This is a genomic window from Psychroserpens mesophilus (genome assembly GCF_050617655.1).
GTDB classification, from domain to species: Bacteria; Bacteroidota; Bacteroidia; order Flavobacteriales; family Flavobacteriaceae; genus Psychroserpens; species Psychroserpens mesophilus_A.
Genome location: NZ_JBODQC010000002.1, coordinates 340,758 through 367,501, shown reverse-complemented (window position 1 = coordinate 367,501; position 26,744 = coordinate 340,758). Strand labels below are relative to the sequence as shown.

The following is a 26,744-nucleotide window of genomic DNA, read 5'->3' as shown; positions in this document are numbered from 1 at the left end:
ACTTATTCATAATGAAAAATACCAACGTATTATTGGCAGGAGCTACAGGCTATTTAGGTGGTTATTTGTTAAAAGTATTAATTGAAAAACAAAATCAGGTCATTGCCATTGTCCGTAACCCTGATAAGTTAGTAAATACTAATGAAAATTATTTAGAAATAAAACAAGCCGAGGTCACTAAACCTGAAACCCTTAGGGATATTTGTAAAGGTATTGATACCGTAATTTCTACCGTGGGTATTACCAGACAAAAAGATGGATTTACATATATGGATGTAGATTATCAAGCCAATATAAATTTGTTGATAGAAGCAAAAAAAGCTGGAGTACAGCATTTTGTTTATGTTTCGGCAATTAATGGAAATAAATATCGGAATTTAAAAATTTTTGAAGCTAAGGAAAAATTTGTTAATGCCTTAATATCTTCAGGATTAAACTATACCATAGTGAGACCTAACGGTTTTTTCTCAGATATGAAAGACTTTTTACAAATGGCCAAATCAGGTCGCGTGTATTTATTTGGATCGGGTCATCAAAAATTTAACCCTATTCATGGTGAAGATTTAGCAAAAACTATAGTAAATACTTTAAACGATTACAATAAAGAATTAACTGTTGGAGGACCTGATATTTTAAGTCTTAACGATATGAGTCAACTCGCTTTAAACGCTTTAAATATGCCCATAAAAATCATACATTTTCCAGATTGGTTAAGACGATTAATTATTTGGTCTTTAAGAACGTTTACCTCAGTTAAAACCTATGGACCGATTGAGTTTTTTCTAACTTTAATGGCTGAAGACAATATAGCACCAACCTATGGTAATCATCATTTAAATGATTATTTTAGAGAAGAAGCCAAAAATGTATCATGTATTAAATAGGAATCAAATGAAAATTCCAGATCCAAATACAGTATTTCCGTTACCTCATTATAAGAACCTTTGCTTTCTAAAGAACTATATTAATAATCCTAATATTATTGTAGGCGATTACACGTATTATGATGATTTTAATGATGTTTCAAACTTTGAAAAAAACGTCAAATATCATTTCGATTTTATAGGTGACAAACTCATTATTGGTAAGTTTTGTATGATAGCATCTGATGCTATGTTTATAATGAATGGTGGTAACCATATAGCTGAAGCAACATCAGCATATCCTTTTGCCATATTTGGTGGTGCTTGGCAAAATGCAATGAAGGGCAAAAGCTATCCCTCAAAAGGGGATACAGTAATAGGTAATGATGTGTGGATTGGTCAAGAAGCAACCATTATGCCTGGTGTTCAAATTAAAGATGGTGCTATAATAGCTGCAAAAGCAGTAGTGACAAAAGATGTAGAACCGTATACTATGGTTGGAGGTAATCCTGCGAAACTTATCAAAAAAAGATTTACTGAAGACATTATTTCGAAACTACTGAAGATGCAATGGTGGGATTGGGATATTGAAAAAATTACGCAAAATGTGGAAAACCTCACCTCTAAACCAGAGGGGTTATTTTAAAACAAAAAGCACAATTTATGATAAGGCTTAACACTAAAAATGTTAAGCTTTTTTTGTGCTATTCATAGTTTCATTTCAGTTCCTAAAAATCATTATTAGTAGTAAAAAGGTTTGAAATCATAATTTAGGGCGATGCGCCTTGATTTCTGATGTTTCTTTACACCATACAAATAAAGCATTAGTCAAAACGGACAATTAAAAACACATTACCATGAAAAAACTATTCATCTTCGGCTTAACACTTTGTACACTAAATGTTTTTGCACAGCGTAATACGGAATCACTAAAAAACAATGATTTAGATTTCAAATACAGGATAAGTTTTCCTGCTATTATCATAGGTAATATTGGTGAAGGAGGCGAAAGAACCAATACCCAACACTTTGAATTGCACATAAAAAAAGAATTAAATGCTAAAAATATTGTTGGAATTAAGTTAGCCACTTGGCGATTATTTCAACCTATGGGTATTCAATGGTGGGATGGACTTTTAGATAAAATAGATTCTGAAACTGAATTTTATCCTGGTTATCTGCGTGAAACTGGCATAGGAATAACATACCAGCGAATGCTTTGGAAAGGGTTGTTTGCTTCCGTTGAAGTTTTGCCACAGTACAAAACATATTTAGATCTTGATAATAAAAAAATAGCTAATGGTTTTAAGCTTTATACTTCTTATCATATTGGCTATCATTTTACATTTGGAAAAAAGAAACAATTTTATATAGAGCCTCAATTTCATTGTCAAAACTGGATGATAGACACCAATACACCAGATGCATTTAAACAAATAGACAATAGGTGGAAATCCTATTTCCTTTTTGAACCTAACCTTTATATAGGTATAAAATTCTAAAAACAACTTTTATGTTATTGAGATTCTAAATTAGTATTCAAGGCTATTGTGAGGTCCTAAATTATAATTCAAGACGATTCACTTTAGTAACTATCGCAACTTTGTAACATCAAAATAGAAACAATTAAAAAACGAATAATTATGAAATCAATCAAAAAACAAATCAGATTAAAAATGTCTTGTGTAGCCTTTGTATTACTATCAAGTATAACATTTGGACAAAACACAAATTCGGAAACAACAGCACAAAGGGATGGTTTCATCTTTGAGTTCGTAGCAGGTGGTGGGATTATCAGTATAGAAGATAGTGCTGGTATTCAAACGTTTGATAAAGCTCAGGGAACCTTCGTTTTTCCAGATCTAAAGTTTGGCTACATGTTAAACGAAAAACTCGCCATTACAGCCTCTTTACCAGGAAATATCTACGAATTTCAAGATAACGACAGACATTTTGGTGGATTTATTCCTTCTGTACAATATTGGGTAAAAGATAGATGGTGGATTCACGGAGGTATTGGTTTGGCTATAGATTCACCTGCACTTTACGACATTAAAGACAAGGTTAATGACGATTGGAACTTTGGTTGTGCTGTTATGGCAAGTACTGGCTACGAAATTTATAAAAAGAAGAATTTTGCGCTAAATATTCAGTCTAAATTAGTTTTGGGAAGGGCATTTTTAGAAAACGATATGCATAGAGATGCCGTAATATTTAATATAGGATTAGGCTTTAGTTGGCTATAATTTTTATAACTAAAGCATTTAATATTAACAAACAAACTGTCTCACTTGCAAGAATTACAGAGTACTATACCAATAAGTATAGTAATAATAACTAACAAAAGAAATTATGTTTAAAAAATACAGAGTACTTAAATGGATTCTATCGAGCATAGTGGTAATTATTATCTGCATCATAATAATAAGCATATTCATAGCAAGTTTATTACCGGCTGAAGATGTCACATTAATTCATAGTAACGTGAACGATATCCCGTATATCACTAAAGATGTGCCTTCTTATCGAGGTAAAATACTCGCAGTCGTAACGAGTACAGATTCTTTAGGGACTAGTGGAAAAGGTACAGGCTATGAACTTACAGAGTTAGCAAGAGCCTATTATGTATTTAAAGCTAATGGTTTTGATGTTGATATAGCAAGTCCTTTAGGAGGTAAGCCTCCTGTGGTTTTAGACGATGACGATATGGGACTTTTTGATTATGCATTTTTGAATGACTCGATTGCGCAGTCAAAAATCAATAATAGCCTGCTATTAAAAGATGTAAAACCTAAAACATATGAAGCCGTTTATTTTGTTGGAGGTAAAGGAGCAATGTTTGATTTTCCAAATAATACATTTATACAGACATTAATACTAGACTTACACAAGGATAATAAAGTAATAGGCGCAGTCTGTCATGGACCTGCGGCATTTGTAAATGTTACCTTAAAAGATGGGGAATCATTTTTAAAAAATAAACAAGTGAGCGGTTTTACCAATAAAGAAGAACTATTATTAATTCCAAAAGCTAGATCTATATTCCCTTTCTTATTACAAGACAAATTAATAGATCAAGGAGCTGTATTTAATGAAGGTTTAATGTATCTTGAAAAAATTAGTCATGATAATAATTTAATAACAGGTCAAAATCCATGGTCCGTATGGATTTTGGCAGAAACTATGATAAAGCAATTAGGATATACCCCTAAACCAAGAACAATAACTACAGAAGAAAACGCGGTTAAAGTTTTATACAGCTACGAAACTAAAGGTAATGAAAATTCTAGAGCGCTAATAAAGCAGATTACCGAAGAAAATAAACAATCTATTTCTAGAGCATTACTAATTGACCACAGTGCAATATCCATACTACAGGGCAATATCGGAAAATTTTACGATCTTTTACGTTTAGCTGCATATGCAAAAGACATAGAATCCAATAAATAGAAAATCATGAGAACACTCGTAATAATTTGTCTATGTTTTTTAACCTCTACGCTTTTTAGTCAACAAACTATAGATAAAGGCATTAAGAATTTGTTTAAAACAGAATTAGAAAAAGAAAACATTAAAAGTGCTATTCTACACATATATTCTGAATCTCGTGGAATTGACATTCAGATAGCGGAAAGTAAAAAAGATTCTATTTCAATAAAAAGTCCATTTTATACAGCCAGTGTTACCAAAATGCTTACAGCTACGGCAATTGGTATTTTAAAGGATCAAAATAAATTAAATTTTGAAGACAAAATCACTAAATATTTACCAGATTCATTGGTGAATAACCTTAATGTTGTTGATGGAAAAGACTATTCAAAAGATTTAACCATTACTCATTTATTGCAACATACCTCTGGTTTGCCTGATTATTTTACGGATCAAACTAACGATGAAAGTCCAAACATTATCAACCAGATATTGACAAACCCTAACAAAACATGGACAGGTGAAGATATGATTCAGTTTTCAAAAGACAAGATGACACCACATTTTATTCCTGGTGAAGGTTATCATTATACAGATACAGAATATGTGCTGTTAGCATTGATTATTGAAAATCTAAGTGGATTATCATTAGATATGTTCTTTCAACAACATATTTTTCAACCTTTAAAAATGAATAGTTCCTACATCAATTTAAAATCTAAAGCAATGGGTAACAAACTTCCTATTGTTAAATTCTATGCAAGTCAATATGAGTTATCATCTCTTAAAAGCTTAAGTGCAGATTGGGGAGGAGGCGGTCTGGTGTCTACCACTCAAGATTTAATTACTTTTTTAAAAGCTTTTAATAGTGATATCCTTGTAAAGAAAGATACACGTTTAGCCATGCAAAACTGGGTGAGTGAAACTAAAGGTATGGATTACGGCTTTGGTATTAGGCAAGTTTCTTTAGGTGAATTAACAGACACAGACACAACCCTACAACTTATAGGGCATTCTGGAAGTACAGCATCTTTTTTATGGTATTGCCCACAATTAGATACTTATATTTCTGGTTCTTTAAATCAGCTAGAGGCTTCTAAGAGTGCAATGATTTTGGTTTATGATATACTTAAAAGAATAGAAAATAAATAGAGCTATGAACACATTTATAAAAGTTATAAGTATTTATTTTATTGCACTATTATTATCAATTAATGGTTTGTTTGCACAAACATCAAACAAAATTAATTGGAAAGAAGATCTAAAAATCTATAAAGCGTCTTTAGAACAAAAACATATAGACCTTTATCACTCGGTAACTAAAGAAGAATTTGTATATGAGTGGAATAAGATTTACAACAATGTTGACTCATTAAACGATTTTGAGATTATTTTAGAGTTAATGCGCTTAACAAGACGTGTAAATGACGGTCATACAGCTGTATCTTTAAGAAATATGGCAACACATCGATTTCCTTTTGAAATAGAATATATCGATAAGGAATGGCGAGTAGTAAAAGTAATAAAAGAGCATAAAAGCTTATTAAAACTATCTTTAATGGCTATTGATGACGTTCCTATTGAAGAGGTTTCTATGAAAGTTTCACAAGTTACTCAATTTGTAGAGAATGAATATTCAGAAACATTAAGAACTAGTTCATATTTAACCATAAGCGAATTACTTTATAATCTTGATATAACTAAAAACAGAAATACTGCACAATTTACTTTTTTAAATGAAAATAGTAAAGAAATAAAAGTCACTCTAAAAGCATTAGATAAAACTGCTATAGATAAAGGGAATTTTACAGAATTAAATATTGGAATTCCTGAGATAATAAAACCAGATAAACCTATGTTCGATTATTTATGGTATACATCTATTAAGAACATTAAAGCTATTTATATTAATTTTGAAAGCTATCCAAGTTTTGAAGACATGCAAGTTTTTGGCGAACAATTGGTTTCATATATTCAAGAAAACCTAATGAAACAGGTAATCATTGATATGCGCAATAATGGAGGAGGCGATTTATATGTAGGAACGGTTTTAGCGTATGCACTTAACCTCGCTGATTCCATAGATTGGAAAAATGGTGTGTTTGTTTTAACAAGTAACAAAACCTTTTCAGCAGCAACAAGTAATGCAGCTCTCTTTAAGCAATTGTTAAATGCTAAAATTGTCGGTCAACCTACTGGGTCAAATCCTACAGGCTATCAAGATATGGATAGTTTTAAACTTCCTAATTCAAAATTAGTAATTACATATTCAAAAAGACTGTTTCGCTTATCAGAACAGGAAAATACTGCGCTTCAACCTGACGTAATTATAAATCAAAAGCAGAATGAATTGTTTAATAGTGTAGATACTGTTTTGAAGGTATTAAACAATAAAATGACAGAAGCTCCATAAATTCTAGTTTTTTTGTTTTAAAGTTGTATGTTGAAAGACATAAGGATTGTCATTAATGAGCTATTATTTTTTTAGCTAGTTTAAAATCATTGTCCCGTATTTACCTTTTTAAAATTAAAAGCTTACACAAGTAGGTTGGAGTACTTTAATACTTTGACATGATTGATGATTGATATTCTCTAGGAGTCATAGAGACTTCTTTTTTAAAAGCATTGTAAAAAGTAGAAGCGGTATTAAATCCAACGTCATACGCAAGATCTTCAATTTTTTCGTTAGCAAATTCCGGTTGCGAAAGTTTCTGTTTGATGGTTTGTATTCTGAAACTATTTATAACTTCAGGAAAACTCTTATTATAAATAGATTTTGTAGCTTTTGTTACCAGATAGGTTGGTGTGTTTATGGCCTCTGAAAATTGTGCTAACGAAATAGCTGGTTGCATAAAAATCTGATCTTCTTCTATTGCATTTTTTATTTTTTGTAACAATTCTGGTGGTAAGACTTTTGCGTTAGGTTTTTTAACGACTACAGGTGACTGCAGTGCATAAAAAAACAAAAAATACATTACCAGTGATGACAATGCGATACCTATAGCATAGGCATTAATACTTTCTCCAATCAATTGATAAATTAGAATAATAGATAATGCAACCAGAGCATAAAAAAGGACTTTGTACCATTTTGATAATTCTGAAGCTTTTGATTTAAAAAAGAATTGATTTGCTATAAATCCAAGATAAGCAGCTAAACTTATATTAGCTAATAAATATAATTCATAGGCATAATTACTATTAACCAAAATAATAATAAATCCTAATACTGGAAATATGAGATGCAATAAGGTAATAGGCTTTAAATAGGTGCGTGTAGTTTGATCGATATTAAAGTACATATACGTTAACGGACCAATGCAAGCGAAACCAAAAAAACCTAATCCAACTCCAGCAGGTGATATTTCTGGAAGCGCATAATAGAAAATAGATTTTGCAATCCGAAATGCTATTGCAATAAATAATAACCCAAGTGTGACGTCTTTTAACCGATGTTCTTTTTTAATGAATAAGAAATAACTAGATAAAAATCCACAAGATGTCACTGCAATACTTGAAAAAATTATTAGTGCTGTGGATGGGTTCATACTTCATATTGTTTCTACAAATATAGTAGTTAAAGTAATGTTCTTTTTGTTAAAATGCTCATAAATCTATCTCCATATTTCAGGAATTAGGAGATTTTGGAGAGCATTAGAGGCTAGTTTTGTAGGTATAAATAAAAATCATTCAACATGTTTAAAAAGTATTTTACAACTTCAGCTTTATTCTTAGTTTCGGTATTCGCCTTCGCACAATTTCATACATTAAACATACCTCAATCAAGTCCTAAAGTTCAAGAAACCCAAAAACTGGGAGTCACCAATATAACAATCAATTATAGCAGTCCTTCAGTAAAAGGAAGGGATGTTTGGAACAACCCTAACATTATTCCTCAAGAAGGAAACCCTATTCCCTGGAGAGCTGGTGCAAATATGAATACGACAATTACGTTTAGCACAGATGTGTTAATTGAAGGACAACATCTAAAAGCAGGAACATATGGTTTTCACGTGATTCCGAAGGGAAATACCTATACTTTATTGTTTGCTCATAATAATGATCAATGGGGAAGTTATTACTTAGATATCAAAAAAGACGTTACATTAAATGTTGAGGTCGAATCTGTAGAGTCTCCATTTTCAGAACAATTAGATTATGAATTTCTAGACCGCACAGAGAACTCGCTCATCATTGGTTTAGAGTGGGAAAAGCGTCGAATTCCATTTAAGGTTGAAGTCGATTTAAATGCTACAACAGTGTCAAGTTTTAGAAGCGAATTGAGAGGCATAAACACGTATCATTGGCAAGCTTGGAATGATGCTGCAAATTGGTGTTTAAATCACAATACCAATTTAGAAGAAGCTTTAGAATGGGTAAACCGCTCTATCAATGGTGGATATGGTGGTTTTGCTGCTAATAAGAACCATAGAAATCTCAGTACTAAAATAAAATTACTTGAAAAACTTAATAAGACAACTGAACTGCAGTCAACGATTAAGGAAGCCAAAGCGTTGTATGCAAATGCTTATGATGCCAATGATTTTGGAATTTTCTTATTGCGCAATGGTTTTTATCAGGATGCTTATGACTATAATAATTCAAACTTCAAGGCATATCCTGAGGCATGGTCAATACAATTAAACAGAGGTTTAAGTCAATACTTTTTAGGCAACATAAAAGCTTCTGTAAAAGACATAAAAAAAGTTAAGGAATCAGCTCCTGAGCGATTTCAAAATAGACTTGACGAAATTATTACTGAAGTAGAAACAGGTACATATAAACTATAAGTTACATGAAGACATTAAAATATATTACGATAGCTCTTGTTCTCCAATTTGCTCATCACATTTCTGATGCACAAACACTTAAAAGAAAAGGTCTTTTAGGAATAATGATGCAAACAATGACAGATAGTATTGCAACCCAACATAATTTAAAAGTAAATTCTGGAGTACATATCTCTACGGTTATGCCCAATTCAACGTTTTCGAATTTAGGCGTAAAACAAGGTGATGTCCTTACAACATTGAATGGTAAATCGGTAAATACAATTCAAGATGTGCTCGCTATAACGAGTCAATTATATGAAGGAGATGAGATCAAAGTAGAGTACTATTCAAATAATATAATACAATCGAATTCTACTGTTTTAAAAGGCAGACCAATTGAATCTTTCGAAAAAGGTAATGTGACTTACGGTGAAGTTGTATATAAGGATAATGTACTGCGAAGTATTTTAGTAACACCTAAACAACATAAAAAAGCGCCTGTTGTGTACTTTTTACAAGGTTATACTTGTGGTTCTATAGAAACAGTTTCTAATGATAGTCCAATGAAAAAACTAATGAACGATTGGGTTAATGCTGGTTTTGCTATATACAGAATTGAGAAACCAGGTGTAGGAGATAGTCAAAGTAAAAAACAGTGTTCTGAAATTAATTTTGAAGAAGAACTTACCGCATTTAAGGAAGGTTACAAAGATTTACGTAATCAAGAAACAGTAGATGCCAATAATATTTTTTTGTTTGGTCATTCAATGGGAGGCGTAATAGCACCATTATTAAACAAATTTCAAGCACCTCGAGGCATCATAACTTATGGAACTGTTGCTGAAAACTGGTATGATTATATGGTAGACTTGTATACCATTCAGCCAAAACATTTTGGAGTGTCTGATGCTCAAATAAAAGAAGACTCTAAAGTTTATTTAAAGTTCAACGACGACTTTTTAATTAAGAAACTTTCAGGAGAAGAGATGCTTAAAAACGAAGCTTATGTAGAATTTTTTAATGCCAGTGATTTTGAAAGAAACCAGTACATAGGACGTCATTTTAAATTCTGGCAAAACTTAGCAGATGTCAATATTCCAAAAGTATGGTCACAAGTAAAAACCAATGTTTTAGCATTGCATGGCGAATTTGATATTCAGGCAATTGATAAAAAAGGTGCTGAAAAATTAGTAGATATTGTCAATAAAAATGGAGGCAAAGGTGATTTTATTTTAATTAAAAATGCAGACCATGGCTTTGTTAACTTTAAGTCTATGCAACATAATGTCGAAACACTAAGTGACGGTAGCTATATGACTCATGCACGTGATAATTATAGTATTATGATAGGGAAAGAAAGTACACGTTGGATATTATCGAAAATTAAATAGTATAAGATGGTTAGGATTTTAATAGTAATAAGTTTTTACACTTTTTCAGGTACAATAAACTCACAAGAGATCAATTTTAATATTGATCAAAAATCTTGGAAAGAAGACTTTCAGTTTCTAAAAAAGAAAGTGGAAAAAATGGTGCCTCAATATGAAAGTCGCAAAACAGATTTTGATGCTGTATATGAAATTATAAGTACTTCAGAAGTAGGAAATGAAAAGGAAGTTGTTGTTTTTGCTCTGCAGCGATTATTAAATACTTTAAATGATGAAGGTTGCAATGTGCCTATGTTTCAAGAAGGTGTTTCAATGCAAGTACTGCCCATAAAAACCTATTGGTTTAATGATGGTTTATACATTCTTGATGCACATGACGACTATAAAGATGTAATTGGTGAGCAAATTTTGAAAATTAATAACGCAACTGTTGAGGAAACTTTTAATAAAGCAAAATCATTATTGAATGCAGATAATAACTACTACAAAAAACACTTGTTTCAACTTTATGGTTTTATGCCTTCAATGTTAAAACTTCTAGAAATTGGAGATAGTAATGATGAAGTATTATTGCAGTTTGCCTCAGGGCAATCAAAGCACATTAAAAAAAGTTCGATTGAAGCGTACACTAAATTATCACGAGAGTTGCCTAATGATGAATATTTTAGTACTTCAAACACTAGTCATGAAGGTGAAAACTACTGGTTCGAATTTTTACCAAACTCTAATTCGTTGTTTATACAGTTGCAACACATATCTAATAATCAAAAAGGGACATCTTTTTCTGGTTTTGTCAACAGTATTGAGGAAATTCTTGAGAAAAATAAAGCCAGCAAAGTCATAATTGATGTGAGATATGGAGGAGGAGGAAATGGGTTTAAACTAAAACCTCTAACCGACTTATTAAGAGATTCAAAAGTTATAAACAAAGTAGGTCATCTCTTTATATTAACAAGTAAAGCAACAAAAGGAACACTACTGGAACTTACTTCAATATTAGATTTAAATACTAAGGCAATTATTGTTGGAGAACCTACTGCTGAAGGAGCCAATACAGTTGGAGATATCAAATATATTACATTACCAAATTCAGGTTTAAAGGTTTCCTTAACGCATACGCTTTGGCCAACAAGTTGGGAAATGGACTTAGGTACTTTTTTATGGCCAGATGAACAGGTTGTTTTTAACTATAATGATAGACTTAAACACAGAGATCCTTGGTTGCATTTAGTAAAGGCTTATCAAGTTGAAGATTCAAAAAAACCGATACCTAGTGACTAAAGAAAAAGTTAATAGGAACTTACAAAATAGATGGTAGAAAAGTATCCATTGAAGAGAAAGAAGGTAGATTATTTTTAATCATGAATAGGAAGATGAAGAGCTTTTTTGAACTTCATACTGAGTTGTATTATAAAGAAGAAGGTTTATTGTCTGCTGATATTGACGATGTGTTTTTAAAATATAGTCGAAGTGAAGTAAATACTGTGAAATTGGAGCATTTAAGATGGAAAACTTTGAGTTTAGATATTAACAAAACTTAATATATTTAATAGGTAGAATAGTAAAACGATGAACAAGAAAAATTTTTTAATTGTAATGATTGGAAGTGAGATGAAAAGTATTGGATTTAAAATTTTAATAATAGTTGGTTCTATCAGTCAAATTTGTGGTTCACAAAACGTAGAATTTACTGATATTCAAAAGCAATTTTTAGAAACCTATACAGCTTTAAATATTCCAAATTTACAAGTCAATTATGTTCAGAATTTAAAATCTATTAAATCTACTGAGGCTCTAAAAGAACAAGAGACGTTTTTTAAAACAATTAAACAACAATTAAGCCGTATTAATATCAATACTTTGGATGAATATCAGCGTTTGGATTATAATATTATGAACTATGAAGTTGGGCTAAACTTAGAGCGTTTAACTTTAGAAAAACAATGGGATAAGACCACTTATTTAGACGATTCAAAGAGTGTTTATACCATTCCAAATGGTAAAAACTGGTATGCTTATCTATTAAAGCGTTGGGTAAATGCTGAGGTACATCCAGACAAAATATTTCAATTCGGATTGGAAGAAGTAAAGACCGTAAAACAAGAAATGAAAAAGTTACAGGAAAAATCTAATTTATCGGAAATAGCTTTTAATAGACATTTAAAGGACGCTTCTTTTTTTTATGATACTTTGAATGATGTTGAGGATGCATTTAATAATATTAAGCTGGAAGTAGCAAAAGAAGCATCAGATATTTTTCCTTATATAAAAGATATTTCTGATGTAAATATTGCAGAAGGCTCTAATAGTTCGCTAGCGCAAGTACCAGCTTATTATAGCAATGGGACATTTTACTTTAACCATTTTGATAAACCATTCAATAAAAGGCAAATAGATTGGATATACATTCATGAAGGCATTCCTGGACACCACTATCAAGTGATGGTTAATGACATCGTGAAAAGAACAGATATTCAAGAATTATTCTGGTATTCTGGATTTGTGGAAGGTTGGGGAGCTTATGTTGAATATCTGGGTAAAGATTTAAGTGTATATAAAACAATATATAATGAATATGGTAAATGGGAATGGGATTTAATCCGATCTGTAAGAGTTGTTTTGGATGTCGGAATTAACTATTATGGTTGGTCTGATAAAAAGGCTATAAACTTTTGGAAAAATCACATTAGAGATCAACATGATATTGGACTACGAGAAATTAAAAGAATGAAGCGCTGGCCTGCTCAAGTTGTGACCTATAAATATGGATCTAATGTATTTTTAAAACTTCTTAATTCAGCAAAAGCAAAAGAAAATTTTGATTATAAAGTGTTTCATAAAAACTTATTAAAGTATGGTGATATTCCAATGTCTTTATTTGACAATAGTGTTAAAAATTTTTAGTTAGATTACGAATGCAGTAATTTGTAGTAGAGCTTCTATTTACATCGTTTTTGTGTCGAATTTGTCCTACATGCAATCGAAACCTAGGAATGAAAAATTGACTTCCTGTATTTGGAAATAACTAGTTAATAAGTAGGTAGCTTTTTTTTAAACAGTTAATCTTAACCACTCACGTTGGTTAAGGGTTACGAGAAGTTACTTATAAGTACTTCAAACCAAGTCCTTACTTTCTATATTCAAACTACCAGTTAGGATTAGTTAACGCGTCAATATTCAGTTGATTTAGGTTAAAAAGAAATGAAATTTATGTTAAATTGGTTCATGAATCTAGAACAACAATATTATGAATTACTATTTTAAAAAAATACTCAAAACTGATTTTAAAAACAGTATAGAAAAAGTGACAGAAGCCCTTAAAGAACAGGGTTTTGGAGTGTTGACAGAAATTGATATCAAAGAGACCCTAAAAAAGAAGTTAGATGTAGATTTTAATAATTATAAAATTTTAGGCGCTTGTAACCCTCCATATGCTCATAAGACTTTATTGGCTGAAAATAAAATCGGCACGATGCTACCATGTAATGTAATTGTGCAAGAATTAGATTCTGGCGATATTGAAGTTTCTGCAGTCAACCCTATGGCTTCAATGCAGGCTGTAAACAATCAAGATTTAAAAGGAATTGCTGAAGAAATTACTGATAAACTTAAAGCAGTAATAGATCAGCTTTAAACCATATTAATGATTTGCAGTAGAGTAAAAACATGTTGCTAAAACTACAAAATAATGAAGCACACCTATAAAATAGAAGGAATGACTTGTAACAACTGCAAGGCTTCTGTAGAACAAAAATTAAGTGCAATAGATAAGGTAACCAGTGTTTCTGTGAATCTTGAAAAAGGAGAGGCAGAGATAGCTATGAGCACTCATGTTGCCACAGAGACTTTCCAAAATGCCTTACCAGAAAAATATACATTGTCTGAAAAACAAGAGCAAAATGTATTCTCATCAGCATCAGTTGAAACAAAAGAAAGGATAGAGCAAATGAGTAAATTACAACAGTTAAAACCTTTGTTGCTAATCATTTTTTATATCGCTTCTGCAAGTACTTTATTACACTACAGCAATTGGTCATGGCGTGATTTTATGTTAGATTTTATGGGTCTCTTTTACATTGTATTTAGTTTCTTTAAAATGTTAGATTTAAAAGGGTTTCCTGAGTCATTTGCCATGTACGATCCAGTAGCAAAAAGAATACCTGTTTATGGAAAAGTGTATCCATTTATCGAAACTGTATTGGGATTATTATTCTTGATGCGTATTGAGGTTCAAATAGCTCTAATCATCACAATAGTTGTTTTAGGAATGACAACTATTGGTGTAACTAAAACATTACTGGACAAAAAGGCTATCAGATGCGCATGTCTTGGTACAGCCTTAAAATTACCTATGACAGAAGCCACTTTTATAGAAAACGCCATTATGATTGTTATGGCAATAGTAATGCTAATTTCTTAAGATTATAGTCTTATGGAAAATTCAAATCAACATTCAAAACATAAAAACTATAAAACGTTCTATATAATGCTAGCTTGCTATGATGAAGAATCAGTCAGATGAAACATCATTCGTTCAAAAAACATATAGTAACTTTGTAAAACCAATTTAAGAAAGCAATAAATTATGTTAACATGGAAAGATATCATAGACTTTTCGGTAAATGGCAATCCGAAACCAGATCGTAGAGTTGAAAAAACTGAAGCTGAATGGAAATCCATTTTAACTCCAGATCAGTTCAGAATCACACGTCAGGCTGGTACTGAAGCACCTCATTCTGGAGGTTTGTGTAGCAGGTATGATGCAGGACAGTATAATTGCGTATGCTGTAATACACCTTTGTTTGACTCTACTATTAAATTCGATTCAGGCTCAGGTTGGCCAAGTTTTACTCAACCAATTAAAGAAAATGCTATAAAATATATTAAAGATGTTTCTTTCGGAATGGTTCGTGTCGAAGTGCAATGTAATACTTGTGATGCACATCAAGGTCATGTTTTTCCTGATGGACCAGAACCAAGCGGATTGCGATATTGTATCAATTCGGAATCTATGGTACTTCAAACTGAAGATAACAAGAAGGTATAGAAAGCTATAAAACTTATGGAGTTTAAACTCAATATAAACGATAGATTTAATAAACAATTACCTGCAGACCCAGTTCTTGAAAATACAAGAAGACAGGTTAAGGAGGCTTGTTTTTCATACGTAATACCTAAAACTCCAAGCAATCCATCGCTTATTCATGTCTCTCCAGAAATGTTGAATCATTTAGGACTTACGAAAGAGGACAGTAACACAAAAGACTTTCTAAACATTGTTACTGGAGCTCAGGTTATACCAGGCACCAGGCCTTATGCCATGTGTTATGCTGGACATCAATTTGGGAATTGGGCTGGACAATTAGGAGATGGAAGAGCTATTAATTTAGCAGAAATTAAACATAATAACACACACTGGACACTGCAATTAAAAGGTGCAGGTGAAACTCCTTATTCGCGTTCTGCAGATGGATTAGCAGTATTGCGTTCTTCTATCAGAGAATACTTGTGTAGTGAAGCCATGTATCATTTAGGAGTGCCCACAACAAGAGCTTTATCATTAGCATTATCTGGAGACCAGGTATTACGTGATGTTATGTATAATGGTAATCCAGAATATGAAAAAGGTGCTATTGTAGCTCGTGTTGCACCTTCATTTTTACGATTTGGAAGCTATGAGATTTTTCCGTCAAGAGGTGATGATAAAACATTGAAAACTTTGGTGGATTTTACAATTAAAACACATTATTCACATTTGGGAACACCATCAAAAGAGGTGTATATTGCTTTTTTTAATGAAGTTGTAAATAAAAGTATGGATATGGTCATCCATTGGCAACGGGTTGGTTTTGTTCATGGCGTGATGAATACTGATAATATGTCAATTCTTGGACTTACTATAGATTACGGACCTTACGGATGGTTAGAAGGTTATGATCATACGTGGACACCAAATACCACAGATAGTACACACAAACGATATCGATATGGAACGCAACCACAAGTGGTACTCTGGAATCTATATCAACTGGCAAATGCGATTTATCCTTTAATCAATGAGGCAGAACCATTTGAAACCATTCTAAACGCTTATACTTCAGATGTACAAGTGGCATACCTTAAAATGATGCGTTCTAAGTTAGGATTGCAACATGAAGAAAAAAAAGATGCCATTTTAGTTGATGAACTTGAAAGCATATTGCAATTATCTGAAACAGATATGACTATTTTTTTTAGGAATCTCGCAAACCTAAAGAAGGCTGAAACTGAAGATTGGTTGCCAGTACTTAAAGACGCATTTTACAGACCAACTGAAATTTCAGATCGTATTAAACAACGTTGGAGCAATTGGTTTTTGACTTATGGAGAACGCTTATCGTCTGAGGCATTAACTGATGAAGAAAGGAAAACTCATATGAATAGAATAAACCCTAAATATGTATTGCGAAATTATATGGCTCAATTGGCTATAGATGATGCAGATAAAGGAAACTATGACCTTATTGACGAACTTTTTAATCTTTTAAAACATCCATACAATGAACAGCCACAATTAGAAAAGTGGTTTGCTAAACGTCCAGAATGGGCCAGACATAAGGTAGGTTGTTCTATGCTGTCATGTAGCTCATAAAGAAAAATACTAAAACATCAAGTTCTTATAAAGTGATGTAAGGTGCCCAAACATATCATCACACAACCTGAGTTTGATTTTTGAATACAGAAATGTTCTATAAATAATCTTATTAATGTAATTTTATAGTAAAAATAAAGACTAGATATACATTCACGTATATAAATTTTAAAAGATGATACAATGACTAATTATAAAAAGGCATACATCGCAGGAGGCTGTTTTTGGGGAATGGAAGATTTATTTAGAACTCAACCAGGAATCAAAGATACAGAAGTAGGATATCAAGGTGGTGAAAATGACAATCCAACTTATAAAAATCATCCAGGTCATGCAGAAGGTATTGAGTTAACTTATGATCCAAATGAGACATCATATAAAGAGATTTTAGATTATTTTTTCCGAATGCATAATCCAACTACTGTTGATCAGCAAGGTAATGACAAAGGATCTAGCTATCGTTCTGCAATTTTTTATCAGAATGATGAAGAAAAAAACATAGCAGAAGAGATGATTAAGTTGGTCGATGAATCTGGAAAATGGCAAGGAAAAGTGGTGACAACCTTAGAACCATACTCAACATTTTGGAAAGCCGAAGACTATCATCAAGATTATTTAGTAAAAAATCCTGATGGTTACACCTGTCATTTTCTGAGGTTTGATGAGAGCTTTATTAAGGAAAAAGTATAACATACAATGCGAACCAACAAAATAGAAATTACAAATAAGAAAGGGTACAACCTTGCTGCTTATCTCGAATTGCCTGCAAACCAAAAACCAAATTACTATGCTATTTTTGCGCATTGTTTTTCTTGTACAAGTAATTATAATGCTACAAAGAACATCTCCAGATCTTTAACTTCCCATGGTTTTGGTGTCATCAGGTTTGATTTTACAGGTTTGGGTAGAAGTGAAGGTGAATTTTCAGAAAGTCATTTTTCAGCAAATATTGAAGATGTAATAGCTGTTAGTAACCACATCACAGAACATTATCAGGCACCATGTTTACTTATTGGCCATTCATTAGGAGGAGCAGCAGCCATTGTTGCAGCTTCTAAGTTAGACAATATAAAAGCAGTTGCTACCATAGGAACACCAGCAACAATAAAGCATGTTACACAACATTTTTCTCATGCTATTGATGACGTGGCAGACAAAGGTGAAGTAGAAATAAATATTGGCGGTAGACCTTTTAAAGTCAATCAAGAATTTGTGAATGATTTTAGCAAAACTGATTTGCCAGAAATCACAAAAAAACTTCGTAAGCCACTTTTAGTGATGCACGCACCATTTGATAAGATAGTGGGTATTGATAATGCTCAAAAATTGTATCAAAATGCCATGCATCCCAAAAGCTTTATCAGCTTGCATGATGCAGATCATTTACTGCTGAATTCAAAACATAGTCACTATGCAGGACGTTTGATTGGAGAATGGGCTCAATTGTATTTTCCAAAACAAGAAAATAAAATGCTCAATACTGAAGGTGAGCAACTGGTAGCACATCTGGATTTGAATGAGAATAATTTTACAACACAGCTCCAAACCAAAAAACACACATTTATAGCAGATGAACCCAATAGTTTTGGTGGTGACGATTTCGGTCCATCACCTTACGAATACTTAAACGCAGCCATTGCCTCATGTACTGCAATGACTCTTAAATTATATGCTGAACGAAAAAAATGGGATCTACAAGATGTCTATGTGTACATTACTCATGCACGAAAACATAGTGATGAATTAAACTTAGATGTTGAAACACCTGGATTTTTAGACCATATTTCAAAGCGACTGAAACTTATAGGTAACTTAAACGATAAACAAAAACAACGATTAAAAGAAATTGCATCGAAATGTCCTGTGCATAAAACAGTGGCTCGCGAAGTAATATTTGATACAAAAATAATAGAAGCATAGTTTGAATACAGATCCATTAATTAAAAAATTTAAGACGATTAGGCAAATCACCGAAACTATTTGTGAACCTTTAGAAATAGAAGATTTTTCGGTACAACCCATTGTTGATGTGTCACCACCAAAATGGCACCTGGCACATAGTACTTGGTTTTTTGAGCAGTTCGTTTTAACTAAATTTAAAACAAACTATACGGTTTTTGATGAAGATTTTGCTTATTTATTCAATAGTTATTATAACAATGCTGGCGAACGTGTCTTAAGACCAAATCGAGGATTAATGACGCGACCTACTGTAAAAAAAGTATTTGCTTATCGTAAATTTATTACTCAAAATATTATTGATTTATTAAAAGAAAACCACTCAAAAGAACTTATAGAGCTCATTGAAATCGGTATAAATCACGAGCAGCAACATCAAGAACTGCTGGTTTATGATATTAAATATATTCTTGGTCATCAACCTACATTTCCAACGTATGAAACTGATTTGCAACTTTCAGAAGTTACACAATCACAGGATTTTATTTCTGTCAAAGAAGGTATTTATACCATAGGATTTAAAGGTGACGGATTTTGCTTCGATAACGAATTGGGTCTCCACAAAGTGTACATTCACCCTTTCCAAATATCAAATAGACTTGTAACCAATAAAGATTACATCGAGTTTATAAACGCTGGAGGTTATCAAAATTTTAATCTATGGCATGCTGAAGGCTGGGATTTCATAAATAATAACAACATAACAGCTCCTTTATATTGGCATTTTTCTAATGGAAAATGGCAACATTATAGTTTTAATGGATTGGAAGATCTCAATCCTAACGAACCAGTAATGCATATGAGTTATTATGAAGCATTTGCTTTTGCAGAGTGGAAAGGGATGCGCTTACCTACAGAGTTTGAATGGGAAGTAGCTTCCTCTAAATTAAATTGGGGAAACTTATGGGAATGGACAGCTAGTGCTTATGAGCCTTATCCAAACTATACCAAAGCCGAAGGTGCTCTTGGTGAATATAATGGTAAGTTTATGGTAGGATTGCAAGTATTAAGAGGTGCATCTGTGGCAACATCAAAAAACCACAGTAGAAATACGTATAGAAACTTTTTTCATCCCTCTTTACAATGGATGTTTTCAGGAATAAGACTCGTAAAATGATATGAATAAACAATTTGCAAAAGATATAATTGAAGGCCTTTCCTCAGAAAGAAAAACACTTTCCTCTAAATATTTTTATGATGATGCTGGAAGTCGCATTTTTCAGGAAATAATGAACATGCCAGACTATTATTTGACCAATAGTGAGTTTGAAATCTTATCATTACAGGCAAAACAAATTATTGAAGCTGTTAACTATAATCAACCTTTTAACATTATTGAACTGGGAGCTGGAGATGGTTTCAAAACGTTTAAACTGCTCGAATATTTGGTAAACAACCATATAGATTTTCATTATGTACCTATTGATATCTCTCAAGGCGCAATGGATGAACTGACAAAAAAGCTGAAAAGTAAATTACCTAAACTCTCCATTCATCCAAAGGTTGGTGATTATTTTGAGATTCTTTCAAAAGAAAATGTCCAAACTAAAATTCCGAGCTTGTTACTATTTCTAGGAAGTAATATTGGAAATTATACAAAAAAGGAAGCGAAAAATCTATTGCAATTGTTTAATAATAATATGAAAAAGGGAGATTCGCTATTACTTGGTGTAGATTTAAAAAAGAATCCAATAACCATACAAAACGCTTATTTTGATAAACACGGCATTACAAAACGATTCAATATTAACTTATTATTGCGAATTAATAGAGAGTTTGATGGCGATTTTAAAGTAGACGATTTTGATTTTTATTGTCATTACAATCCTGTAAATGGTGAAGTACATAGCTATATTATTAGTCTTCGTGACCAAAAAGTAGTCCTAAATAAACTGGGAAAAAGTTTTGATTTTGCTTACGATGAATTAATATGGACAGAATTATCAAAAAAATACAGTCTTGAAGAAATAGACAATCTGGCACGAGAAAGTGGCTTTAAAACTGTAAATCATTTTTTAGATTGTAAACACTATTTTACAGATACTTTATTAGTAAAACATTAAAGGTTCTGATGATTTAAAGAGTATTATTTTTGTAATTAAGATGGAAGCATTTTCTAATGAGTACAATTGAACAAGCCCTAAAAGAACGTATTAAAGAACTTACCTGCCTGTATGAAGTATCTTCGATAATTGTAAACACAGATATTGAACTTATTGGAGATACATTAAAAGCAATTGCATTTAGTTTGAAAAAAGCATTTCAATTTCCAAAAAAAACAGACATTGAAATCATTACAGAAAGTCATGCGTTTTCTACTAAAGTAAAACTTGAAAATACTGTAACACTTCACTCTGAAATAAACTTGTTCAATGAAGCTAAAGGAAAAATTGTGGCACATTTAAAGGCTTCAGAATATCATGCAGATGATTTTTTAGAGGAAGAACAATTACTATTAAATAATGTCGCTTTAAAATTAGGAAGCTTATTAGAACGTATTGAAATTCAAAAAAATGAAATCTCGTTAAAGCGACAAATGGAGCATGCTGATCGTTTAGGTATTTTAGGCGAAATTACCGCTGGAATTGCTCATGAGTTAAATACACCTTTGGCTAATATTTTAGGCTTTGCTGAATTGTTAAAAAGCGATTTAGACGCTAAAAAAATGTCGTCAGAAGATGTTGATAAAATTATAAAAAATGCTATTTTTTCAAGAGAAGTCGTAAAAAAACTAATGTTTTTTGCTTGTGAAATGCCACAAGAAAAGAAACGTGTTAACATCATTCCTAATATAAGAAATGCCATTAATCTATTAGATGCTACCTTTAAAAAGGAGCAAGTAAAATACCTCATTAATGTTAAAGATGAAGCATTATGGCTTCGTGCAGATCCTATTCAGCTAACCCAAATAGTATTTAATTTATTGATGAATGCTATTTATTTTTCTCCTAAAAATGGTTTAGTGATCATTGAAGCTAAAGGCACAAAAAATGAGATTATTCTCAAAATTTCAGATGAAGGTAAAGGGTTTGCAGATGAAGATTTAGACAAAGTATTTCAGCCATTTTTTACAACCAAACCCTTGGGAGAAGGTTCTGGTTTAGGCTTAAGTGTCGTTCATGGTATTGTGGCTTCACATAAAGGAACTATTACTGCCGAAAATAACCCAAATAAAGGTGCTATATTTACAATAACGCTTCCTAAAGAATAGAATAACGATGCAATTACGCAAAGAAAATATACTTATTGTTGACGATGATGTTAACATCCTGGAACTTTTACAACGTCATTTGCAATCCTGGAATTATCATGTTTTTAAGGCGATTTCTGTAAAAGAAGCGGTAGCAATTTTAAGAGACTCGTCTGTAGACTTATTAATTACCGATTTGAAAATGCCAGAAGTGGATGGTTTTGAACTCATTAAATTTGTGTCAGAACATTATCCTAAGATGCCAAAGCTGGTCGTTACTGGTTATCCTTCAGTTCAAGATTCACTTACAGCTATTAAATCGGGTGTGGTAGATTATTTAACCAAACCATTCACTAAAGCAGAACTTAAAACAGCGCTTGACAAATCTTTAACTACTTCAGAAAAAAAAGAGCAACATTCTAAAACACCTGATGAAACAAGCCCTAAAGCTTATGGAGAAATTATAGGTAATTCTGAAAAAATCAATGATGTTATTCAGGTTATTGAACGCGTAAAAGATAACAAAGCCACAATTTTTATTAAAGGAGAAAGCGGTACAGGTAAAGAGTTGGTCGCTAGAGCTATACATTATCAAGGTAAATTTTCTAGAGCTCCTTTTATTGCAGTCAATTGTGGTGCCATTCCAGAAAATCTATTAGAAGCTGAATTGTTTGGATATGTAAAAGGTGCATTTACTGGTGCAGAAACAAATAGAGAAGGTTTTTTTCAGGCAGCCAATAGAGGAACCATTTTTTTAGATGAAATAGGTAATGCTTCACTAGCTGTTCAATCCCGATTATTGCGTGTACTCCAAGAAAAAGAGGTGATTAAAGTGGGAACAACAAAAGCAGAGAAAATTGATGTACGAATCATAGCAGCAACAAATAATGATTTAAGAGACATGATACAAAAACAAAGCTTTCGAGAAGATTTGTTTTACAGATTAACTGTTGTAGAAATTGAAATAGCACCTTTGCGAGAACGAAAAGATGATATAGGTTTATTGGTAGATAAGTTCCTTTTTAAATATGGTGTGGAATACAAAGACCGGTTTTTAAAAATAACACCTGAAGCTCTTACAATTTTAAAACGTTATGATTGGCCTGGAAATATTAGAGAATTAGAAAATATTATTCAAAGGGCTGTAATCATGTGTGACAAGATTGTTGATGTAGAGCATCTGCCAGAACATTTAAAGATTAGATTAAATATAACTTCAGAACCATTACAACCTTTAAAAGTTATTGAAAAACAATACATTGAAAAAGTATTAAGAGCTACTGGAAATAACAAAACTAAAGCAGCAAAAATTCTTCAAATAGACCGAAAAACCATTCGGCAAAAACTTTCAGAATGACAACTTTTACTGGGTAATTTTGCGCCATATGGGTAGTTTTGTACCAGTTTATTCTTAACTCATATTACATGTGATTAATCGCTTAACCCTTTGTTTAAAAAGGGTTTTCTCGTTTGTAGTAGTCTAATGATTATGTTTTGGCATAGGCATTGCCTTTTGGTATGTAAATAACATTAACAAGTTTTAATATGAGTCACTTTAATATTTGTCCGAGTTGTGTGCATCTCAACAATTGTGTATTAACATCGCAAAAGGATCAGGTATGGTCTTGTAGTGAGTTTGATGACGTTAAACCAAACGAAACGACTACGAAAATAGTACAGCAACCAGAGCAAATACTGGAGTTAGTTTAATTTTTAATAATTAAGATTATGATTTTTAATGCATTAATAGCAGCAATGACATCTCGAAATTTAGATGACAAAAAAGTAAATAAGAGAACCCTTAGAAACAAATACATCATTGAGAAATATCAGGAAAGATCTATCGCGAACCGTTATTTCAAATAAAAATTTTAAAGACATACCAAATGACAACATTAACAGCAGATTTGACAAAAAAGACTAAAAAAGCACCAGTAAAAGGTATGATGGATAATGTAATGGAGCAATTTAACAGTGCTGCAGAACATATTAATTTACATCCAAACATCAGAAAAATACTAAGCATTACTAATAACGAGATTATTGTAAATTTTCCGGTAAAAATGGACAATGGTGATGTCGAAATATTCACAGGTTACCGCGTACAGCATAATAATGCATTAGGTCCTTATAAAGGAGGATTGCGTTATCATCCAACTGTAGACATTGATGCAGCAAGAGCTTTAGCAATGTGGATGACCTGGAAAACCTCTTTGGCAGGTTTGCCTTATGGTGGAGGAAAAGGAGGTATTAAAATAGATCCATCAAAATATTCGCAATCTGAATTAGAGCGCATTACCAGACGTTTCACATTTGCATTAGCAGATAATATTGGTCCAGAGCATGATATTCCTGCACCAGATGTTAACACAAATAGTCAAACAATGGCTTGGATAGCAGATACTTACATGAGTACGCGTCCGCCAGCTGAACGTACTGCAAATCAACATGTTGTTACAGGTAAACCAGATGGAAGTGGAGGATTGGAAGGTCGTGACAGAGCAACAGGATTTGGCGTATATCTTACAATTAAGTTCTGGTCAGAAGCACATCATAAGAGTTTAGAAGGTAAAAAGTTCATTGTTCAAGGTTTTGGAAATGTAGGGTATTGGGCTGCTCATTTTTTAGAAAAAGATGGTGCAAAATTGGTAGCAGTACAAGATGCTTATGGCAGTATTCAAAATCAAAAAGGAATAAAAGTAGAAGACCTGTTCAAATACAGCCAGATTAATGACGGAAGCATTGTTGATTATCCCAATGCGAAACCTGTTGCTAAAGAGAAGTTTTTTACTCTAAACTGTGATATCTGTATTCCTGCAGCATTAGGCAATCAAATTACAAAAGAAAATGCGCCAAGTATAAAAGCAAGACTCATTGCAGAAGGCGCAAACGGACCAACAAATGTAGAAGGAGAGAAAGTGCTTTTAGAAAGAGGTATCACAATCATACCTGATATTCTATGTAATTCTGGAGGTGTAATTGGTAGTTATTTTGAATGGCTTCAAAACCGAAATGGTGAGCTTTGGCAATTAGATGAAGTCATGCTAAAACTAGAAAAGAAATTAAAAGAATCTTTTGACAAAGTGTATCAATATTCTCAACGTGAAGCTATGGATATGCGAACAGCAGCTTACTGTATTGCTATTGAGCGAATAGAAAAAGCATATATCCAAAGAGGAATTTTTCCATAATTTAATAAATACTAAACCCATGAAATACGGAAGCTTAATATTAGAAAAGAAAGAGTATGTGTACCTGAAACGAATCTTGAATATTTCAGGATATGCAGAAGATCATGACACCCAAAAGTCGCTTATGAAATTATCTGAAGAGTTAAAAACAGCTCATATAACTGATGATGAAGAAATGCCGTATGATATAATAAGATTTAATAGTAAAGTCACAGTAGTGTTTAGTAACGGAATTGAAAAAACCATTCAAGTTGTTATTCCTATGGATAAGGACGTCAATACTAATAAAATATCTGTGCTCACGCCATTAGGTTCTGCATTGATAGGTTACTCAAAAGGTGATACAATTTTATGGGATTTTCCCAATGGAAAGCAACATGTTAAAATTACCGAAGTCGTTCAAGAAGAAACTCTTAGTGGAATAGACATCGTAATATAAAATTAAAGAATATGACAACTTTGAATACTGAAATATTTAGCCATGACACAGAGGTTGATGTGACACATAAAATCAACACAATGGAACTGGACAATTGGATAAATCATTTAAAATACATCAAAAAAGAATTGACTAATCTGATAGGTATTTGCAATAAAAATCTGAATTATAAACTGGATGATGATAGTGTGTCTGACCGTTTTAAAAAAAAGGAAATTGAAAATGATACCTTATTAAACGCACTTCACAACTATGCAAATTCTAGAACTCATATTGTAGAATGTGAAGATACTCAATGTGATATGGTGTATATAAATGAACATGAAAGTTATCGAAGAAGTTATTTATATCACTTAGACAAATATAGAAGACTAAAAGATGAATTTTTTAACAAGATGCAAGGCAAATTTTCACTTTTAAAAGTGAATTAATTATAAATTTTTGAATACGATTTCAATACATAAAATAGATTCACATAGAAGGTTGTGCATCCAGAAAGACTTAAAAGAATTAAGTTCTTGGATCAGTAATTTAGAATGGCTTAATAGCGAATTAGATCATTTTAAAATTATTGAAAAACAACTTCTGCACAACAATACAATGTCAATCGCAATTCAAGCCATAAGAAGAAAGAATATTTTAAATATGGCAAACCTATGTAAATATGAACAAGAACTAAAAGTGGAATTTGAGTATGGAAAAATAGAGTATGATGCCACAAGATTAAAGTTTCATGAACATAAATGTGAAAATTATTTGAAATTCATAGAAGAATACAATGCGTTTAAACATCAATTTTATGTGTTACTGAAAAAGTACCAACGAAAATGATAAAAACAGATGTTATTAAAACTTGGGAACACGAAATTAAAATTGGTTAAT

At 32.0% G+C, this 26,744-nt stretch carries 28 protein-coding genes; 27 read left to right on the top strand and 1 reads right to left on the bottom strand.

All coding sequences use genetic code 11. The annotated features are described in order from the left end of the window. Positions 1-11: 11 nt before the first annotated feature. From ACRHNM_RS05940 to ACRHNM_RS05910, 7 genes are all read left to right on the top strand, one after another. Positions 12-884 carry an SDR family oxidoreductase gene (locus ACRHNM_RS05940; RefSeq protein WP_431134667.1) on the top strand — a complete coding sequence of 291 codons (873 nt, stop codon included), beginning with the start codon at positions 12-14 and terminating at the stop codon, positions 882-884. 7 nt (positions 885-891) lie between these two features. Continuing rightward, a complete protein-coding gene (locus ACRHNM_RS05935) occupies positions 892-1,509 on the top strand; it encodes a CatB-related O-acetyltransferase (RefSeq protein ID WP_431134665.1) in 618 nt (205 codons plus the stop codon). Between the two features lie 211 nt (positions 1,510-1,720). Continuing rightward, positions 1,721-2,365: a hypothetical protein gene (locus ACRHNM_RS05930; RefSeq protein WP_431134663.1), complete on the top strand. Its 645-nt coding sequence runs from the start codon at positions 1,721-1,723 to the stop codon at positions 2,363-2,365. Between the two features lie 141 nt (positions 2,366-2,506). Continuing rightward, positions 2,507-3,109: a hypothetical protein gene (locus ACRHNM_RS05925; protein ID WP_431134661.1), complete on the top strand. Its 603-nt coding sequence runs from the start codon at positions 2,507-2,509 to the stop codon at positions 3,107-3,109. Between the two features lie 238 nt (positions 3,110-3,347). Continuing rightward, positions 3,348-4,313 carry a type 1 glutamine amidotransferase domain-containing protein gene (locus ACRHNM_RS05920; RefSeq protein WP_431134659.1) on the top strand — a complete coding sequence of 322 codons (966 nt, stop codon included), beginning with the start codon at positions 3,348-3,350 and terminating at the stop codon, positions 4,311-4,313. 6 nt (positions 4,314-4,319) lie between these two features. After that, a complete protein-coding gene (locus tag ACRHNM_RS05915; protein ID WP_431134657.1) occupies positions 4,320-5,444 on the top strand; it encodes a serine hydrolase domain-containing protein in 1,125 nt (374 codons plus the stop codon). Between the two features lie 4 nt (positions 5,445-5,448). Further along, positions 5,449-6,705 carry a S41 family peptidase gene (locus ACRHNM_RS05910; RefSeq protein WP_431134655.1) on the top strand — a complete coding sequence of 419 codons (1,257 nt, stop codon included), beginning with the start codon at positions 5,449-5,451 and terminating at the stop codon, positions 6,703-6,705. A 145-nt stretch (positions 6,706-6,850) separates the two neighbouring features. Here the strand turns inward: ACRHNM_RS05910 and ACRHNM_RS05905 are convergent, their stop codons facing one another. Further along, positions 6,851-7,840 carry a helix-turn-helix domain-containing protein gene (locus ACRHNM_RS05905; protein ID WP_431134653.1) on the bottom strand — a complete coding sequence of 330 codons (990 nt, stop codon included), beginning with the start codon at positions 7,838-7,840 and terminating at the stop codon, positions 6,851-6,853. 147 nt (positions 7,841-7,987) lie between these two features. Between ACRHNM_RS05905 and ACRHNM_RS05900 the strand changes: the two genes are divergently transcribed. From ACRHNM_RS05900 to ACRHNM_RS05805, 20 genes are all read left to right on the top strand, one after another. Then, on the top strand, positions 7,988-9,082 hold the full coding sequence (locus ACRHNM_RS05900) for a DUF2911 domain-containing protein (RefSeq protein WP_431134651.1): 1,095 nt from the start codon (positions 7,988-7,990) through the stop codon (positions 9,080-9,082). 5 nt (positions 9,083-9,087) lie between these two features. Beyond that, positions 9,088-10,455: a serine aminopeptidase domain-containing protein gene (locus tag ACRHNM_RS05895; RefSeq protein WP_431134649.1), complete on the top strand. Its 1,368-nt coding sequence runs from the start codon at positions 9,088-9,090 to the stop codon at positions 10,453-10,455. Between the two features lie 6 nt (positions 10,456-10,461). Next, on the top strand, positions 10,462-11,733 hold the full coding sequence (locus ACRHNM_RS05890; protein WP_431134647.1) for a hypothetical protein: 1,272 nt from the start codon (positions 10,462-10,464) through the stop codon (positions 11,731-11,733). 92 nt (positions 11,734-11,825) lie between these two features. Further along, complete coding sequence (locus ACRHNM_RS05885; RefSeq protein ID WP_431134645.1) at positions 11,826-11,993, top strand: hypothetical protein; 168 nt, start codon at positions 11,826-11,828, stop codon at positions 11,991-11,993. A 28-nt stretch (positions 11,994-12,021) separates the two neighbouring features. Further along, the gene (locus ACRHNM_RS05880; protein WP_431134644.1) at positions 12,022-13,356 is read left to right on the top strand and encodes a DUF885 domain-containing protein; all 1,335 of its coding nucleotides are present in this window, start codon (positions 12,022-12,024) and stop codon (positions 13,354-13,356) included. 343 nt (positions 13,357-13,699) lie between these two features. Next, a complete protein-coding gene (locus ACRHNM_RS05875) occupies positions 13,700-14,086 on the top strand; it encodes a DUF302 domain-containing protein (protein WP_431134642.1) in 387 nt (128 codons plus the stop codon). A 54-nt stretch (positions 14,087-14,140) separates the two neighbouring features. Beyond that, complete coding sequence (locus ACRHNM_RS05870; protein ID WP_431134640.1) at positions 14,141-14,872, top strand: heavy-metal-associated domain-containing protein; 732 nt, start codon at positions 14,141-14,143, stop codon at positions 14,870-14,872. A 165-nt stretch (positions 14,873-15,037) separates the two neighbouring features. After that, on the top strand, positions 15,038-15,499 hold the full coding sequence (msrB, locus tag ACRHNM_RS05865; protein ID WP_431134638.1) for a peptide-methionine (R)-S-oxide reductase MsrB: 462 nt from the start codon (positions 15,038-15,040) through the stop codon (positions 15,497-15,499). A 15-nt stretch (positions 15,500-15,514) separates the two neighbouring features. Further along, on the top strand, positions 15,515-17,083 hold the full coding sequence (locus ACRHNM_RS05860; protein ID WP_431134637.1) for a protein adenylyltransferase SelO: 1,569 nt from the start codon (positions 15,515-15,517) through the stop codon (positions 17,081-17,083). A 183-nt stretch (positions 17,084-17,266) separates the two neighbouring features. Then, on the top strand, positions 17,267-17,773 hold the full coding sequence (msrA, locus tag ACRHNM_RS05855) for a peptide-methionine (S)-S-oxide reductase MsrA (protein ID WP_431134635.1): 507 nt from the start codon (positions 17,267-17,269) through the stop codon (positions 17,771-17,773). A 6-nt stretch (positions 17,774-17,779) separates the two neighbouring features. Beyond that, a complete protein-coding gene (locus tag ACRHNM_RS05850; RefSeq protein ID WP_431134633.1) occupies positions 17,780-19,003 on the top strand; it encodes a bifunctional alpha/beta hydrolase/OsmC family protein in 1,224 nt (407 codons plus the stop codon). 1 nt (position 19,004) lies between these two features. Beyond that, complete coding sequence (gene egtB / locus ACRHNM_RS05845; RefSeq protein ID WP_431134631.1) at positions 19,005-20,159, top strand: ergothioneine biosynthesis protein EgtB; 1,155 nt, start codon at positions 19,005-19,007, stop codon at positions 20,157-20,159. 1 nt (position 20,160) lies between these two features. Further along, positions 20,161-21,105, top strand: coding sequence for an L-histidine N(alpha)-methyltransferase (locus tag ACRHNM_RS05840; protein WP_431134629.1), 945 nt, complete (start codon positions 20,161-20,163; stop codon positions 21,103-21,105). 56 nt (positions 21,106-21,161) lie between these two features. Further along, complete coding sequence (locus ACRHNM_RS05835; protein ID WP_431134627.1) at positions 21,162-22,253, top strand: sensor histidine kinase; 1,092 nt, start codon at positions 21,162-21,164, stop codon at positions 22,251-22,253. A 7-nt stretch (positions 22,254-22,260) separates the two neighbouring features. Continuing rightward, on the top strand, positions 22,261-23,589 hold the full coding sequence (locus ACRHNM_RS05830) for a sigma-54-dependent transcriptional regulator (RefSeq protein ID WP_431134625.1): 1,329 nt from the start codon (positions 22,261-22,263) through the stop codon (positions 23,587-23,589). A gap of 188 nt (positions 23,590-23,777) precedes the next feature. Beyond that, positions 23,778-23,942 carry a hypothetical protein gene (locus ACRHNM_RS05825; protein ID WP_431134623.1) on the top strand — a complete coding sequence of 55 codons (165 nt, stop codon included), beginning with the start codon at positions 23,778-23,780 and terminating at the stop codon, positions 23,940-23,942. Between the two features lie 176 nt (positions 23,943-24,118). Next, a complete protein-coding gene (locus ACRHNM_RS05820) occupies positions 24,119-25,423 on the top strand; it encodes a Glu/Leu/Phe/Val family dehydrogenase (protein WP_431134621.1) in 1,305 nt (434 codons plus the stop codon). Between the two features lie 19 nt (positions 25,424-25,442). Then, entirely contained in the window at positions 25,443-25,862 is a 420-nt protein-coding gene (locus ACRHNM_RS05815) for a GreA/GreB family elongation factor (RefSeq protein WP_431134619.1), read from the top strand. A gap of 11 nt (positions 25,863-25,873) precedes the next feature. Beyond that, on the top strand, positions 25,874-26,293 hold the full coding sequence (locus ACRHNM_RS05810; protein WP_431134617.1) for a hypothetical protein: 420 nt from the start codon (positions 25,874-25,876) through the stop codon (positions 26,291-26,293). A 10-nt stretch (positions 26,294-26,303) separates the two neighbouring features. Next, positions 26,304-26,693, top strand: a complete 390-nt coding sequence (locus tag ACRHNM_RS05805; RefSeq protein WP_431134616.1) for a hypothetical protein — start codon at positions 26,304-26,306, stop codon at positions 26,691-26,693. Positions 26,694-26,744 lie beyond the last annotated feature (51 nt).

What these genes read in the sequence shown, in the direction of transcription:
- ACRHNM_RS05840 (WP_431134629.1), top strand. Translation starts at nt 20,161, where the DNA reads ATGAATAAACAATTTGCAAAAGATATAATTGAAGGCCTTTCCTCAGAA.
- ACRHNM_RS05895 (WP_431134649.1), top strand. Translation starts at nt 9,088, where the DNA reads ATGAAGACATTAAAATATATTACGATAGCTCTTGTTCTCCAATTTGCT.
- ACRHNM_RS05825 (WP_431134623.1), top strand. Translation starts at nt 23,778, where the DNA reads ATGAGTCACTTTAATATTTGTCCGAGTTGTGTGCATCTCAACAATTGT.
- ACRHNM_RS05905 (WP_431134653.1), bottom strand. Translation starts at nt 7,840, where the DNA reads ATGAACCCATCCACAGCACTAATAATTTTTTCAAGTATTGCAGTGACA.
- ACRHNM_RS05900 (WP_431134651.1), top strand. Translation starts at nt 7,988, where the DNA reads ATGTTTAAAAAGTATTTTACAACTTCAGCTTTATTCTTAGTTTCGGTA.
- ACRHNM_RS05885 (WP_431134645.1), top strand. Translation starts at nt 11,826, where the DNA reads ATGAAGAGCTTTTTTGAACTTCATACTGAGTTGTATTATAAAGAAGAA.
- ACRHNM_RS05815 (WP_431134619.1), top strand. Translation starts at nt 25,443, where the DNA reads ATGAAATACGGAAGCTTAATATTAGAAAAGAAAGAGTATGTGTACCTG.
- ACRHNM_RS05910 (WP_431134655.1), top strand. Translation starts at nt 5,449, where the DNA reads ATGAACACATTTATAAAAGTTATAAGTATTTATTTTATTGCACTATTA.
- ACRHNM_RS05875 (WP_431134642.1), top strand. Translation starts at nt 13,700, where the DNA reads ATGAATTACTATTTTAAAAAAATACTCAAAACTGATTTTAAAAACAGT.
- msrA (WP_431134635.1), top strand. Translation starts at nt 17,267, where the DNA reads ATGACTAATTATAAAAAGGCATACATCGCAGGAGGCTGTTTTTGGGGA.
- msrB (WP_431134638.1), top strand. Translation starts at nt 15,038, where the DNA reads ATGTTAACATGGAAAGATATCATAGACTTTTCGGTAAATGGCAATCCG.
- ACRHNM_RS05915 (WP_431134657.1), top strand. Translation starts at nt 4,320, where the DNA reads ATGAGAACACTCGTAATAATTTGTCTATGTTTTTTAACCTCTACGCTT.
- ACRHNM_RS05820 (WP_431134621.1), top strand. Translation starts at nt 24,119, where the DNA reads ATGACAACATTAACAGCAGATTTGACAAAAAAGACTAAAAAAGCACCA.
- ACRHNM_RS05860 (WP_431134637.1), top strand. Translation starts at nt 15,515, where the DNA reads ATGGAGTTTAAACTCAATATAAACGATAGATTTAATAAACAATTACCT.
- ACRHNM_RS05930 (WP_431134663.1), top strand. Translation starts at nt 1,721, where the DNA reads ATGAAAAAACTATTCATCTTCGGCTTAACACTTTGTACACTAAATGTT.
- ACRHNM_RS05940 (WP_431134667.1), top strand. Translation starts at nt 12, where the DNA reads ATGAAAAATACCAACGTATTATTGGCAGGAGCTACAGGCTATTTAGGT.
- ACRHNM_RS05890 (WP_431134647.1), top strand. Translation starts at nt 10,462, where the DNA reads ATGGTTAGGATTTTAATAGTAATAAGTTTTTACACTTTTTCAGGTACA.
- ACRHNM_RS05870 (WP_431134640.1), top strand. Translation starts at nt 14,141, where the DNA reads ATGAAGCACACCTATAAAATAGAAGGAATGACTTGTAACAACTGCAAG.
- ACRHNM_RS05810 (WP_431134617.1), top strand. Translation starts at nt 25,874, where the DNA reads ATGACAACTTTGAATACTGAAATATTTAGCCATGACACAGAGGTTGAT.
- ACRHNM_RS05830 (WP_431134625.1), top strand. Translation starts at nt 22,261, where the DNA reads ATGCAATTACGCAAAGAAAATATACTTATTGTTGACGATGATGTTAAC.
- ACRHNM_RS05850 (WP_431134633.1), top strand. Translation starts at nt 17,780, where the DNA reads ATGCGAACCAACAAAATAGAAATTACAAATAAGAAAGGGTACAACCTT.
- ACRHNM_RS05835 (WP_431134627.1), top strand. Translation starts at nt 21,162, where the DNA reads ATGAGTACAATTGAACAAGCCCTAAAAGAACGTATTAAAGAACTTACC.
- ACRHNM_RS05935 (WP_431134665.1), top strand. Translation starts at nt 892, where the DNA reads ATGAAAATTCCAGATCCAAATACAGTATTTCCGTTACCTCATTATAAG.
- ACRHNM_RS05925 (WP_431134661.1), top strand. Translation starts at nt 2,507, where the DNA reads ATGAAATCAATCAAAAAACAAATCAGATTAAAAATGTCTTGTGTAGCC.
- ACRHNM_RS05880 (WP_431134644.1), top strand. Translation starts at nt 12,022, where the DNA reads ATGAACAAGAAAAATTTTTTAATTGTAATGATTGGAAGTGAGATGAAA.